Origin of the sequence: Priestia sp. AB (genome assembly GCF_028369225.1) — a bacterium.
GTDB lineage: Bacteria > Bacillota > Bacilli > Bacillales > Bacillaceae_H > Priestia > Priestia megaterium.
Genome location: NZ_JAQMYN010000011.1, coordinates 82,072 through 96,013, shown reverse-complemented (window position 1 = coordinate 96,013; position 13,942 = coordinate 82,072). Strand labels below are relative to the sequence as shown.

General features: G+C 37.2%; 13 protein-coding genes. 8 read left to right on the top strand and 5 right to left on the bottom strand.

Annotated elements, in window-relative coordinates; all coding sequences use genetic code 11:
- Positions 1-1,143: an AI-2E family transporter gene (locus POF52_RS24660; protein ID WP_013055248.1), complete on the bottom strand. Its 1,143-nt coding sequence runs from the start codon at positions 1,141-1,143 to the stop codon at positions 1-3.
- A 127-nt stretch (positions 1,144-1,270) separates the two neighbouring features.
- On the opposite strand from POF52_RS24660, the gene POF52_RS24655 reads away from it, so the two are divergent.
- Positions 1,271-1,534: a hypothetical protein gene (locus POF52_RS24655; RefSeq protein ID WP_013055249.1), complete on the top strand. Its 264-nt coding sequence runs from the start codon at positions 1,271-1,273 to the stop codon at positions 1,532-1,534.
- Between the two features lie 248 nt (positions 1,535-1,782).
- Here POF52_RS24655 and POF52_RS24650 read toward each other — a convergent pair whose 3' ends face one another.
- Complete coding sequence (locus POF52_RS24650) at positions 1,783-2,313, bottom strand: IseA DL-endopeptidase inhibitor family protein (RefSeq protein WP_013055250.1); 531 nt, start codon at positions 2,311-2,313, stop codon at positions 1,783-1,785.
- Positions 2,314-2,728: 415 nt separating this feature from the next.
- On the opposite strand from POF52_RS24650, the gene POF52_RS24645 reads away from it, so the two are divergent.
- Entirely contained in the window at positions 2,729-3,721 is a 993-nt protein-coding gene (locus tag POF52_RS24645; protein WP_271995837.1) for a zinc-binding dehydrogenase, read from the top strand.
- 99 nt (positions 3,722-3,820) lie between these two features.
- Here the strand turns inward: POF52_RS24645 and POF52_RS24640 are convergent, their stop codons facing one another.
- Both POF52_RS24640 and POF52_RS24635 read right to left on the bottom strand, forming a co-directional pair.
- Entirely contained in the window at positions 3,821-5,398 is a 1,578-nt protein-coding gene (locus POF52_RS24640) for a lactate permease LctP family transporter (RefSeq protein ID WP_271995753.1), read from the bottom strand.
- A 62-nt stretch (positions 5,399-5,460) separates the two neighbouring features.
- The gene (locus tag POF52_RS24635; RefSeq protein WP_013081626.1) at positions 5,461-6,417 is read right to left on the bottom strand and encodes an L-lactate dehydrogenase; all 957 of its coding nucleotides are present in this window, start codon (positions 6,415-6,417) and stop codon (positions 5,461-5,463) included.
- A 332-nt stretch (positions 6,418-6,749) separates the two neighbouring features.
- Between POF52_RS24635 and POF52_RS24630 the strand changes: the two genes are divergently transcribed.
- Both POF52_RS24630 and POF52_RS24625 read left to right on the top strand, forming a co-directional pair.
- Positions 6,750-7,625 carry a cation diffusion facilitator family transporter gene (locus POF52_RS24630; RefSeq protein ID WP_016762935.1) on the top strand — a complete coding sequence of 292 codons (876 nt, stop codon included), beginning with the start codon at positions 6,750-6,752 and terminating at the stop codon, positions 7,623-7,625.
- Positions 7,626-7,765: 140 nt separating this feature from the next.
- Entirely contained in the window at positions 7,766-9,784 is a 2,019-nt protein-coding gene (locus POF52_RS24625; protein ID WP_271995748.1) for a methyl-accepting chemotaxis protein, read from the top strand.
- A 202-nt stretch (positions 9,785-9,986) separates the two neighbouring features.
- Here the strand turns inward: POF52_RS24625 and POF52_RS24620 are convergent, their stop codons facing one another.
- Positions 9,987-10,898 (bottom strand): RluA family pseudouridine synthase, encoded by a 912-nt coding sequence (locus tag POF52_RS24620; protein WP_271995745.1) that lies wholly within the window; start codon positions 10,896-10,898, stop codon positions 9,987-9,989.
- 154 nt (positions 10,899-11,052) lie between these two features.
- On the opposite strand from POF52_RS24620, the gene POF52_RS24615 reads away from it, so the two are divergent.
- The 4 genes from POF52_RS24615 (at position 11,053) to POF52_RS24600 (ending at position 13,916) form a co-directional block, all read left to right on the top strand.
- Positions 11,053-11,445 (top strand): YhcU family protein, encoded by a 393-nt coding sequence (locus tag POF52_RS24615; RefSeq protein ID WP_013081630.1) that lies wholly within the window; start codon positions 11,053-11,055, stop codon positions 11,443-11,445.
- Positions 11,446-11,847: 402 nt separating this feature from the next.
- Complete coding sequence (locus tag POF52_RS24610; protein ID WP_034654560.1) at positions 11,848-12,642, top strand: SurA N-terminal domain-containing protein; 795 nt, start codon at positions 11,848-11,850, stop codon at positions 12,640-12,642.
- A gap of 189 nt (positions 12,643-12,831) precedes the next feature.
- The gene (locus tag POF52_RS24605) at positions 12,832-13,602 is read left to right on the top strand and encodes a L,D-transpeptidase (protein WP_176585693.1); all 771 of its coding nucleotides are present in this window, start codon (positions 12,832-12,834) and stop codon (positions 13,600-13,602) included.
- A 131-nt stretch (positions 13,603-13,733) separates the two neighbouring features.
- A complete protein-coding gene (locus POF52_RS24600) occupies positions 13,734-13,916 on the top strand; it encodes a hypothetical protein (RefSeq protein WP_271995740.1) in 183 nt (60 codons plus the stop codon).
- Positions 13,917-13,942 lie beyond the last annotated feature (26 nt).

Genomic DNA, 13,942 nt, shown 5'->3' with positions numbered 1-13,942 from the left:
TTATGCTTTTTTATCTGGATACATAGTAGAATTCAAACGGATGAATTGATAAATATGCGTAATAATAACTTTTAAAACGGCATATCCAGGAACGGCTAAAATAATACCGATGATTCCGAATAAGTTTCCGGCGGTTAGAATGACAAAAATGACCGTAATCGGGTGAATGTCTAGGCTTCTTCCCATAATTTGCGGAGATATTACTTTACCTTCAAGCAATTGAACAACTGCCCAGACAATGGCTAGTTTTACAAGCATGAAAGGAGAGGTAATAAACGCAATAATAATTGCTGGTATGATGGCGATAATAGGACCAAGGTAAGGCACAACATTGGTTACCATGGCGATAATCGCTAAAAGTAATGCATAGTCTAATCCAATAATCAGATAGCCAATGAAAAGCAGTACACCTATACAAATTGCAACGAAAATTTGCCCGCGAATATATGCGCTTAATGCGTGGTTCATATCGGCTAAAATAAACTTAGCCTCAGAACGAGAACGATTTGGAAGCAGCTTCACAATGTAATTAGGAAGATTTTTTCCATCTTTCAACAAGTAAAAAAGAATAAAGGGTAAAACGGCAACCGATAATATTATTTCTGTGATGGTTCCGACAAAATTAACGATACCGCTTGAAAATCCAGAAACATATTTACTCAAGTGTTTTGATGCATCTTTTGAAAGCTTGTCTAGGTCCGTGTTGGCCGACTGAAGACCCTGCTCGACATATCGGTTATTTGAAAGATTCGTCACCGCATGCTGAACGTCATGCGTCAGCTCTGGGATATTATCAATAAGACGGTCAACTTGATTTTTTAGAGGCGGAATAACCGATGAAATAATAATGGCTAATGCGCCGATAATCACTATGTATAAAACAAGAATGGAAATAATTCGTTTTACACCTTTTCGTTCTAAAAAGTCAACAAGCGGATTAAATAAATAAAAGCAAATTCCTGCTAAGATAATCGGCAGTGCGATTGTTTTAATAAAAATAGAGATAGGAATTAAAATAAATCCGATTTTTGATAACGAAAAAATAGTCATGCTGAGAATAAAAATAATAATTGTATATACAACAAATTTATTATTTAAGATTTTTTCTCGGAAAAAAGTTCCTTTCTGAGGTCTAGGTTCCAAGCTGTTCAACTCCTTTTAAAAATAAATGTATAGTTATCATACCCTGATTTAGACTAATTTAAGAGGGTTTTTTACAAAGAAGTGTGCATACTAGTAGAAAATCTTCTAGAAAGAAGGGATGAAATCATTGAAAGAACACAAACCGTATGATGATTTCTCTACAGTAGAAAAAAGCCACGAGTATATAACCGCTGAAGAATTTCCAGACGGTCCTTTCGGCTCTCCTGTTAATCAAAAACTTGGGAAATCTACTTCATGGGAAGAAGGGCAGCGAACGTATAGCGCATTTAATTATGAAAACAAAAATCTTCATGAAAAAGCGCAAAGATTATTTCCAGGCGCGCATCCTGTACATGATAACCCAGAGGAACATGAACAAAATCCAAGTTAATGTCTTTATTATGCTCTGAATATATTGCCCTATCTTTTTGCTGAATTATGTTGACAATAAGCAATTTAGCCTGTAATATAAAACGTAACTTATCACTGTTTCTACAGGATTCGACAAAATTTGATTTACTTAAACTTGTGATCTCAACTTCTATTTACAGCTATTAGAGCGCTGTAAGTAGAAGTTTTATTTATGTTATCGATAAAAAAGAAAAAAGCAGGTCTGCTCAAGCAGGCCTGCTTTTTTTATTATTGAACAGCGTCAAATTTATTTACTTTCCACTGAGAATTAGATTTATAGAATGTGACAGTGCGTTTTACGCTGCCGCCATCTACAGTTGGAACTGTGAATTCATAAGAGCGAACTGTTGCTGTTTGATACACAAGCTTTGTTTTTGCTTTTGACCACTCTAACATGCTGAATCCGTCGCCGATTGGATGTGCAAGTTTGCCGTTATATGTGATATAGCCGTAATTTGTTAATCCTTTTTCTACTGCACTATTTGTAAATGTCTCAGATAAGTAGCTTGATAGCTCAGCTTTTGTATCAAATTCAGGGCAAAGATACACGTACTCAGTTCCTTTATATTCAAATGTACGTTCTGTACATGGTTTGTTTTTATAACCGTGCAGAGCACTCCAGAAATGATTGCTGGCACTAGCTGCAATTTTGACAGCATTTGCATCCGTTAGTGTTGTAGATGTTGTTTGTGCTGTAACTCCAGTGCTTAGTGTAAAGAAAATAGCGATTGATGATAAAACTAGTCCAATTTTTTTCATTTCTAACTCACTCCTAATTGATTAACCTTATTTATGTAACAATTATGTGTTTTATATTTCTTTTGTTACATTTATATTACAATAAATCTTTAACAAAAGAAAGTGTTTTGTCTTTTTTTTCTTAAATTTTTTTAGTTTTTTACTAGTTTCTAAAATAGATATAGTAAGGGAATTACCAGTTAAATGTTTATTTATCAACGTTTTCAGGCGTTTCTTTCTACTTTTTAATCTTCTTGTTACAAAAATATTATTTGTAACAAAACTGTAATAAAAGAAGCTTAATACCTTTACGATACAGAAAAATAAAGATAAAACGGTGAAAAAGTGAATGTGAAAACTGTTTTTTCCTTTTTTAGGCATATTTCTTTTGCCATTTTCAGCTTTTTAGTAGGGTAGATTAAGAGGAGACGAAATGATGAAAGGCATTATACATAGTGAAAAAAGTGGAATAGCAGGCATGAATTACAGAGATTTTCAGGAGATGCAACCTCAAAGAGGAGAAATAAAAATAAGGTTAAAAACAGCAGGTTTAAACCGGAGAGACTTGTTCGTTATGAAAAATCGAGGTAAAGGAGATAAGCCGTTTATTCCCGGTTCAGACGGTGCAGGTATTATAGAAGAAGTGGGAGAAGGCGTAAAAGGTTTAAAAACTGGAATAGAAGTGATCATTAATCCAAGTCTGGAGTGGGATCGTGTAGAGGACATTCCGTTTACACCTAAAATTTTAGGCGGTCCATCACATGGAACATTTGCAGAGTATGTAATCATACAAGCGGATAATGTTGTGCAAAAGCCATCTTATCTATCTTGGAAACAGGCGGGGGTTCTTTCATTATCCGCTTTAACTGCCTATAGAGCTCTATTTACAAAAGGGCAGTTAAAAAAAGGAGAGCACCTCCTTATTCCCGGTATAGGAAGCGGAGTCGCGACCTATGGATTGTTATTCGCAAAAGCTATCGGAGCTAACGTAACAGTCACTTCTAGAAGTGATGAAAAAAGAAAGCAAGCCCTAAAGTATAGAGCTGATTATGCATTAGACAGTGGAAGCAACCTAAAAGAAGAAATTAACGATAGAAAAGTAGATATCATACTTGATAGTGTGGGGGCAGCTTTATTTCCGACGTATTTTGAAATACTAAAGCCAAATGGAAGAATTGTTAATTTTGGGGCGAGTTCTGGAAATGAAGTTGAATTGCCTCTAAGAACTATTTTTTATCCTCAATTCAATATACTTGGTACGTCTATGGGAAGTCAGGAAGAATTTGTGGACATGATGGATTTTATAGAGAAACATCAAATTAAACCAATCGTCGATCGATTCTATCCGCTGTCAGAGGCAGCTGCAGCTTGCGAACGATTAGATAAAGGAAAACAATTCGGCAATATAGGTTTACTTATTTCAGAATAAAAAAATCCCCAGCGCTAACAGGGGACCTTTTTATATAATCAAACGTTTGTTTAAATGAAAGAAACACGGTAATAACGGTTTTTTAGCGATTTTTTATCATCACCACCAAGCCAATAAAAAGGTAACAAATCCTCCTAGTATCAAAAATCCCATGCTGTATTTGAGCGTGTATTTGAACAGTTCACTTTCTTTTCCAGCCAGTCCCACTGCTCCGGCAGCGACGGCAATTGATTGAGGAGAAAGCATTTTAGCCATCACTCCGCCGGCAGTATTGGCCGCTACAAGAATAATTGGCAAGACATTAATTTGCTGAGCTGTAGTTAGCTGCAAGTTGCCGAACAGTGCATTATTTGATACGACAGACCCCGTTAGAAATACGCCGATCCAGCCAAGAAATGGAGATAAAAATGGAAAATAAGCAGCTGATGTAGCGAGCGCCAATCCAAGTGTAGAAGACTGTCCTGAATAATTTGAAATAAAAGCAAAAGCAATGACCATCATAATAGTAATAATAGGCCTTGATAATTCTTTTACGGTTTCTAAAAGAGTGGTCCATGCCACTTTTGGCGACACGTTAAGCAAGAAAACTGAAAGGATACAAGCAATAAGAATTGCTGTACCTGTTGCTGCAAATAGGTCTATTTTTAAGACAGCAGCGTAAGGCGTAGGATCTTTTACTAAAGGCGCTGCTTTAATTACGTGATTGTGTAAAAATGGGACGTTAATAAGCAGGTTCATATGTTCAAGCATCGTTTTGACAAAAGAAATGCTCCAAGCCGTAACGAGTATCGTTAATAGAATAAAAGGAGACCAAGCCTTTAAAATCTGTTTTGGTGACAGGCTGAAGCTTTTAGCCGCTGCCGGGCTTGTTCGTTTAATATAAAAAGCAAGAGCAAGCAAACTCACAATAGAAGATGTGATATTTGGAAGTTCAGGGCCGATGTATGTAACAGTTAAATACTGTGTCAGTGCATAGGAAACGGCTGTGATGCTCGTTGCTTTCCATACGTCTTTTAATCCTTTTATCCCATCCATAATAAAGACAAGTAAAAAAGGGATAAGAAAAGAAATAATCGGAAGCTGCGTGCCAAGAAAATGAGCAATTTCTTTTGGATCTATGCCAGATACTTGTCCTGCGACAATGACAGGAATCCCCATGGCGCCAAACGCTCCTGAAGCTGTATTAGCAATTAAACATAGCGCCGCTGCTTTTAACGGTTTGAACCCAAGTCCAACTAGAAGCGCTGCTGTAATGGCAATTGGAGCTCCAAATCCCGCTGCCCCTTCTAAAAAAGCATTAAAGGAAAAAGCAACAAGCAGCATTTGCAAGCGGGGGTCATCGGTTATTGAAATAATAGATTGTCTGATGGTAGTAAACTGTCCGCTTTTGACAGTTAGCTTATATAAGAACACCGCTCCGATAATAATATAGCTGATGGGCCAAAGTGCATACAGAAACCCATAGCCTGTGGCTCCTAAAACCATTGAGGCAGGCATATCATAAAAATAAATAGCAATAATCATAGAAAGAAGCACCGTAATACCGGCAGCAATGTGTCCTTTTAATTTCAAAAGAGTTAAAGCAATAAAGAAAAAGATAATGGGGATGAGTGCAATTAGTGCAGAAAGCCAAATATTATCTAACGGATTATATACCTGAGTCCACGTCATATTCATACACCTCTACTACATATTTAAAACAAGGGAGCGGGGGAGTCCCCCGCAAAAATCTTTAGATGTTACACAAAAGCTCTGTCGCGAGTTTGCTTGAGAATGCTAGCAGAGTGCTCGAGCTGCTGCTGTTCGTGAGGGGTTAAATTCAATTCAATAATTTGACGCACGCCGTTTTTATTAATGATAGCTGGTACGCCGATATACACATCAGAAATACCGTATTGTCCTTCTAATAAAGCAGATACTGTTAAAATAGAATTTTCATCATCTAAAATAGCCTTGGTAATGCGTACAAGCCCCATTGCAATTCCGTAATAAGTCGCTCCTTTTCGATTAATAATATGGTAAGCCGCATCGCGGGTTTGTTCGAATAGATGCTGCATATCGGGTTCTTTTTCAATAGCGGCAGTATTGATAAAATGTTCGAGCTTCACACCGCCAATTTGCGCGTGGCTCCAAACAGGAAATTCCGTATCTCCATGTTCCCCCATAATATAAGCGTGGACGTTGCGAGAATCTACTTCGAAATAGTCGCTTAACAAGTAGCGGAAGCGAGCTGTGTCAAGAATCGTTCCTGAACCAATTACCCGTTCGTTTGGTAATCCTGATACTTTTTGTGTAACGTGTGCGAGAATATCAACTGGATTTGTTGCCACTAAAATGATGCCGTCAAATCCGCTGTTCATAATATCTTTTACAATGCATTCAAAAATTTTAACGTTTTTTTCAACTAGATCTAAGCGTGTTTCCCCTGGAGCTTGATTAGCGCCCGCTGTAATAACTACTAAATCAGCGTCAGCACAGTCTTTATAATCTCCAGCCCAGATTTTCATCGGTGTGGCAAATGGCATTCCATGATTGATATCACGTGCTTCACCTTCTGCTTTTTCTTTGTTCATATCGATTAACACTAATTCATTGGCAATACCTTGATTCACCATTGAAAAAGCGTAGCTTGAGCCCACAAAACCAGTTCCGATAACGGCAACTTTTCGTGTTTTTGGTGTAAATTGTGTTTTCATTTGTATCATCCTTTGAATTTTATTTTGTGATGTTTTTCACAATGTTAGTGTAACAAGAATAAATTGCTTCAGCTGTGATAAAAATCACACCCTTTAAAAAATAGTAAACAATTTTACAGGGCGATTTAAAAAAATGTCCTTCTACATGAAGTGCCACATTTAGAAAGATCTTAAACGTTTAAAGTGTTGAGTAAAGGCAACTTGTTTTGCAGAAAGCTAAAGAGTTTAACATTCTCTATTTGTATGTTAGCAGCCAATAATGTTTCTATAGACCCACACGAAATCCATTTGTTACACTAAGTTTGCTTATTTTGAATAAAGGAGTGGAAGGGATGGAGAACTACTATGAGCAAGCCCAAAAAGGCGCTTGGGTTAGTATCTTATCATATATCTTTTTATCGACATGTAAACTTATCATTGCGGGTGTCACCGCTTCCTCTGCATTAAAAGCCGACGGTCTTAATAATGTTACAGATATTATTGCATCAATTGCCGTCTTGGTCGGCTTAAAAATCTCTAAAAAACCTCGCGATAATGATCATCCCTATGGACATTCCAGAGCGGAACATATCTCTTCACTTATTGCTTCTTTTATCATGATGGTCATCGGACTAGAAGTATTGGTCGATGCGGGTCAGTCATTATTTATGGACAAATCTGAAGCGCCTAATTTACTGGCTGCTTGGGTAGGTCTTGGAGCGGCTGCTGTTATGGGTGGTGTCTACCGATATAATATTAAGCTTGCTAAAAAACTTGATAGCCAGTCTTTATATGCGGTTGCTAAAGATAATTTGTCTGATGCACTTGTGAGCATAGGGGCTGTCGTGGGAATTTTCGGCTCACAATTCGGCCTGCCCTGGCTGGACGTGGTAGCTGCTTTTGCTGTGGGAATTATTATTTGTAAAACAGCCATTGAGATTTTTAAAGAAGCGGCTCATTCCTTAACGGACGGATTTGATGAAGAAAAGTTAGGGCACTACAAAGAAAGCATCGAGCTTGTAGAAGGTGTAAAAGAAGTAGAAGATGTGAAAGCGCGCAAGCTTGGTAATCAAGTCGTGATTGATGTAACTGTTAAAGTAGATCCCCATTTAAATGTTATCAAAAGCCATGAAATTGCTGATCAAATTGAACATATGATGAACGATGAGCATCAAATTAAAGATACGCTTGTTCATATTGAACCTGATGCATACGAAAAACAAAAATAAAACCAGCACGTTCTTTCGTTATGAAAGGATGCGCTGGTTTTATTTTGCGGGAATTTGAAATAAATCACAAAAACTTCTTCAAAAATGAAAATGAAAAGCCGTTATTAGTAATATAAAGATTTTTGTAGAAGGGTGAGGGAATGAAGAGGTTAAGTGCAAAGCTCGTAGTATTTTTTAGTATTTTTATAGCTATTTTATTATTAGTTGTTTCAGGGGCTGTTTATCAATTTACCAAAACGCAAATAGAAAAAGATGTAGAAATTCAGTCTCAAAGTCAAGTGAAAGAGTTAAAAGAAACCATTCATACGTACTTAGACATGTATAGTCGTTCTTTGCTAACGTATAGTGAAAACGATGTAATTGTTAATTTTGTTAAGCAAGAAGGAAATGGAACAAATCAAGAGAAAAATCCTTATTTTACATGGAATACGGTTCAAAAAGAGTTTACGCAGTTTAAAGAAAAATATCCGAACCTGGCACTTGAATACATAGGCACCAAAAATAAGGGAATGTATTCTGTTCCTAAACAAGAGTTTGGTTCAAACTACGATCCGACTTCCAGAGTGTGGTACAAACAAGCAGTAGAATCACCTGATGAGGTTGTTTATACGGATCCATATGAAGATGCAGCAACAAAAAAGACGGTTGTGACGATTGCAAAGGCTATTTTAGATCCAGATACTAAAAAGGTGCTGGGTGTTATAGCTACTGATTTAGACTTAGATGCATTAAAAAACATTGTAGGTAAAGCAGAAGTAAATCACGGTGGGTATGCATTTTTATTTGATCAAAATGGCACAGCGCTCGTTCATCCAACAGAAGCTGGGAAAAATTTGATGAATCAGCCATTTATGAAAAAAATGTACGAAGCAGACCGGAATAGAGATTTCATGAAGTATACCTTTCAAGGTGAAGAGAGAGTGATGGCATATGATACTCTCGAAGGGACGAATTGGAAGATAGGAAATGCCTTTATTTATAATGAAATGCTCTCAAGCGCTCATCATTTACTGACTGTTATTGTCTGGATTGCGTTAATTGGCATCTTATTATCAGTGGTGTTAACCATCTTTTTCTCAAGAATCATTACTAATCCAATTCGCCGCTTGAAAAACGAAGTAGCCAAAGTAACAGATGGCGATTTAACAGTTCAGGTTAAGACGAAGTCAAAAGATGAAATTGGTGAGCTTACTCATTTATTTAACGATATGGTAGCTAAAATGAAAACATTGATTGGCACGGTTCAGACGTCTGTTGAGACAGTAAAAACGTCTGTTGAAGACTTGGGTGCTGTATCTGAAGAAGCAACTGCATCCAGTGAAGAAATTGGCCGGGCTATCCATGAGATTGCCAGCGGCGCCACGCAGCAGGCTTCTGATGCGGACTCCACTAATCACAAAACGATGAGTTTATCTTCGCAAATTGAAGAAGTCATTGAACAAAACGCCCAGATTAATAAAATGACGATTGAAGCTGTAACCATCAATGAAAAAGGTTTAAAACAAATGCAGCTGCTTCGCAACCAAACCACTGAATCGTCTCAAACGATTCACGCTGTTCAAACTGTAATGGAAGAGTTAACAAGTAAGATGAAAGAAATTGAGTCTATTATTTTCACGATTAATAGTATTTCAGATCAGACAAATTTACTTGCACTAAATGCTAGTATTGAAGCAGCTCGTGCAGGAGAACATGGCAAAGGATTTGCGGTAGTAGCTGAAGAGGTGCGAAAACTTGCTGAACAGTCCTCGCAGGCCACTGAACAAGTTCGCCACACGATTGCAGCGATCCAAGGGGAAGTCGCAGCTGCGCGTGAAGAATGCAACCGTACAGAAGAGCTTTCAAAGTCTCAAGACTTTGTGGTAGGAGATACAGAACAAGCTTTTCATGAAATTACAACCACGATTGAACAAGTGGCGGCGGCTGTCGAACATGTGACAAGCAGCATGGACAGTATCGATGAGCATAAGGAAGACGTGGTAGCGGCAATTCAAAGCATAGCAGCCATTGCACAGCAATCAGCAGCAGGAACTGAAGAGATTACCGCTTCCACAGAAGAACAAATTAGAGCTATTTCTACTGTTTCTCAATCAGCGGAACATCTGCAAGAGATTAGTGAAGAATTGGCGAACTTGATTCGTCAATTTAAAATTCAATAGAAAAAAAGAGGCTAGGACAAAAGTATTTTAGTTAAAGGAAAATCCGAACGATGAATTGAGATTCTTGATAAAGAATTCAACTCGTTCGGATTTTTTTATTGATATGGTGAACGCAGGTTTCATGTAGGTATCTCAAGCGGTTCAGCGCACTTCTTCTATTTGTTTGCCCTTAGCTGGTTGTGTCTTAACCTCTCTTTTATGTTTAATAGGAAAACAACTTGCTGTAAGGCAAAAAGACTTGCTGAGTTAGAGGTGCAACAGCTGACACGCGCTGATGTGTAAACGGATGTATAAAAGAAAGCTTAATGGCATGTAAAGCTTGCTGCTGCTCTTTTAATCTCTTTCCTCCATAAAGCGTATCGCCAACTAATGGATGGCCAATGTGACTCATATGAACACGAATTTGGTGAGTGCGTCCGGTCTCTAGCGAAAGTTCAATAAGCGTTTCGTTTTTCGCCGTATTGCGTTTTAACACCCGATAACGTGTTTTGGCAGCTTGTCCCGTTCTAGATACTCTTCTTCTTGTAGCGTGATGACGATCGCGTCCAATGGGTTCATTGATGATTCCGTACTCTTTTTTTATGATTCCTTGGACGATGGCAATATAAGTCCGATTAATTTTACGTTCAGCCAGCAGCTGATCAAACACAGAGCTTGCTACAAAATGCTTCGTGAATAAGATAGCACCTGATGTATCGCTGTCCAAACGGTGAACGTGTCTAGGCTTTGTTTTGAGGCCTATTTTTTGAAAATAAGCAGCTACAGCATTTAAAAGAGTTTTTTGGTCCTGTTCTGATGAAGGATGAGTATCTAGGTTTATTGGTTTGTTTACGATTAGTACGTGCTCATCTTCAAACAAAATCTCTATATTAACATTGTAAGGTGTTACTTCATTAGGCTCTGCTTCAAAAAAAGGGAGTGACACTCTATCATCTTCCTTAAGGGTGTTCCTCCATGGTAAAGGCTCACCGTTTAGAAGCACATTTTTATTCATCCGAAACTGATGCAGCGTTTTTTTAGGAATATGCCATTTCGTTTTTAAATAATCTTCAATTGTTTGCCCTGCATCATCTTTTGCGATTTTATCTTCTAGCCATTGGCCGTGTATACTCATATTTAATCCCTTCCTTACATACTAGTAAATATCCTTTAATCTTTAAAAAGAACTTGTAAATAATTAGGAGGAAATAACTACCTGAAGTTCTCGTTTTATGTTTATGTTATGCTAAATAAAGAGACATAAGCTAAGAGAAAAAGGGGGGGTAACCATGAAAATTGCCCAAGCAGCTCCGCCAGAAATGGAGAATTACATAGAAGAGTTGACTGAACAGCTTCGCTATGACTTGTTACCTCGGTATGTATCTGTAGATAAGCTTAATCCTGATGAATTATTGAACCCAGATTATTGTACAGACCATTTATATAATGGCTTACTCGATGAAGCATTGCAAGTCATTAGTAGCCTTCAGACAATAATTGCCGTGATTGAAGCGATTCAACACCGGCCGATTGAAGAAAGCGACTGCGAGCAATTTGAAAAAAATATTGCAATTTTAAAAAAATACGGGTTCTTATTTCCTGTTTCCATTGAGTGTTTTGCAAAAGAAAACAATTTGATTACGTATTCGTATGAATCGTTTTATAATTCATACATAAATTGAAAAGAAAAAAGCATGATTATCCCATGCTTTTTTCTTTTTTTAATGAATTTTGGCTTTCGATTGGATAAAAAAAGAACTTGTGATATCGTTAAATTCGTATAAAGTTCTTATAGAAACATGAAATCAAATACTATTGCTTTTCATATAACAAATAAATTGAAATAATACAGATGTATAACGTACTGTAAATTATGTAAATCATACTAAATAATGTTATGATTAGACAGGCCGTATAAAGAAGAGCATTTACCTTTCATAAGATTACAGAACGTTTCAATCTTATTACATATGTTTAAAATTAGCCTAAATGGTTTCTTTTTACGCCTATATCATATACAATGCCCCCTAGATGATTTTTTCGAATAGCTAATAATCGTTTGGGATTATGAAAGGAGATTAATCATGAAAAAACTGATGTATACATTGCTCATTGGGGTAATTGCTGCAGCTTTAACAGCATGCGGTTCAAACGATGATGCAAAGCAATCAAAAAGTGATGATCAGAAAACTGCACAAACTGAGAAGCAAAAAGAGGCTCAGGAAAAGCAGGAAAAGCAAGCAAAAGAAATGCAGAAGAAATTAGATAAACAAAAAGTAGATGAGAAGAAAACCGTAGCGGTTGTAAACGGTAAAAAAGTTTCTGGTGAAGAATATAATGCGGCATTATCTTCATCACAAGCCCAATATCAACAAATGGGACAAGACCCAACATCTAAAGAAGCAGCTAAACAAGTAAAGCAGCAAACAATTGACAATTTAGTAGGGCAAACGCTGCTACTGCAAGAAGCTGAAAACAAAGGCTATAAAGCAACTGATGAAGAAGTAAATAAAAAGTTAAAAGAAACGAAAAAGCAGTTCAAAACAGATAAACAGTTTAAAGCGGCTTTAAAAGATGCAGGACTAACTCAATCACAATTAAAGTCTGAGCTGGCTGACAGCATTAAATATCAGCAGTACGTAGATAAAGACATCCAAACACCAGAAGTAACGGATAAAGAAATTCAAGATTATTACGATCAATTTGCAAAACAAAGCCAAAGTCAAGCAAGCGGCGGTAAAGAACAATCTCAAATGCCAAAGCTTGAAGACGTAAAGCCACAAATTAAGCAGCAGCTTGAACAACAAAAGAAACAAGAAGCATTAGAGAAAAAAGTTGAAGAACTTAAGAAAAATGCAAAAGTTGAAGTGAAGCTTTAAATACAAATGAAACGGCCCTTTAAAGGGCCGTTTTTTTGTTATGTACATTTATTGCTTTTTGTCAGTAAAAAGGGGTGCGTGAAAGATTTTATTGTATTTTGACTTATAAGATAAAAAGTGTTCTGATGGTTTGCCTTTCATCCTATACTTTTCTTATATAGATACAAGAGAAATTGGGGGAGTCAATAAATGAAAAAGGTGGCTGTTTTTTTTGTTGGGCTTATTTTTTTACTCGCGGGGATGGGTCTGACAGGCAATGCGTCTGCGGCGTCCAATCAACTTATTATTATTAATAAATCTACTAACACCCTTGCTTTTTATGATGGAGGAAAATTAGTAAGGACGTTCAAAGTTGCGACAGGGAGGCAGATGGGTTATACACCAGAGGGTACTTTCAGCATTGTGAATAAAATTAAAAACCGCCCTTATTATAAAGACAACATTCGGGGAGGAGATCCTAGGAATCCGCTAGGTGATCGCTGGCTAGGGTTAAATGCACGCGGAACATATGGAACGACGTATGCTATTCACGGAAATAATAATCCAAGTTCTATCGGGACTTACGCAAGTTCAGGGTGCATTCGTATGTATGATGAAGAGGTACGCTGGCTGTTTGACCGCGTTCAAACCGGTACAAAAGTGGTTATTGGTCAATTTCATTCTCAAAGTTTTGATTCAATCGCTGTTAAAAACAAATACAAAGTAAGCAGTGCTCCAGTCGCCCAGAATCTTTGTAAAACGAAAAAGCTCTCAAAAGGCCAAATTGGTTTTGTAACGATTCAATCACCGATGGTTTTGTTAAAAGAAGAAAAAGGAAAATGGGTAAAGATTCGTACGTTAAATCGCGGTGAACGCTATAATGTATATAAAATAAATGGCATTAAAGTCTCTTTAGGGCCAGGGTTTATTGAAAATTATCCCAATAAAAAAACATCCATAAAATTAGATATTTGCAAATAGAAAATGAGGCTGGGACAAAAGTATTTTAGCCCAAGTGAAAAACGAACCGCTGATCAACATGTTTGATTTGTGGTTCGTTTTTTTATTGTGGTGAACGCGGGTTTCATCTGTTTTGTTCCTTCTAGCAGTTGATGGGAGGGCAAGGCGAAGGCTCCTGCGGGAAAAGCGGAAGGGATGAAACCCCGCAGGAGCGTACGCGACGAGGAGGCTCATCGGCCGCCTGCGGAAATCAACTGCAGTGTCACAAGCTAATGCATCCATTTGTTCGTCTTTCGACTGGATTTATTTCGTTATATCTCAACCTCATTTTTTGAATTTTTAATAATGTTTATTATAATAA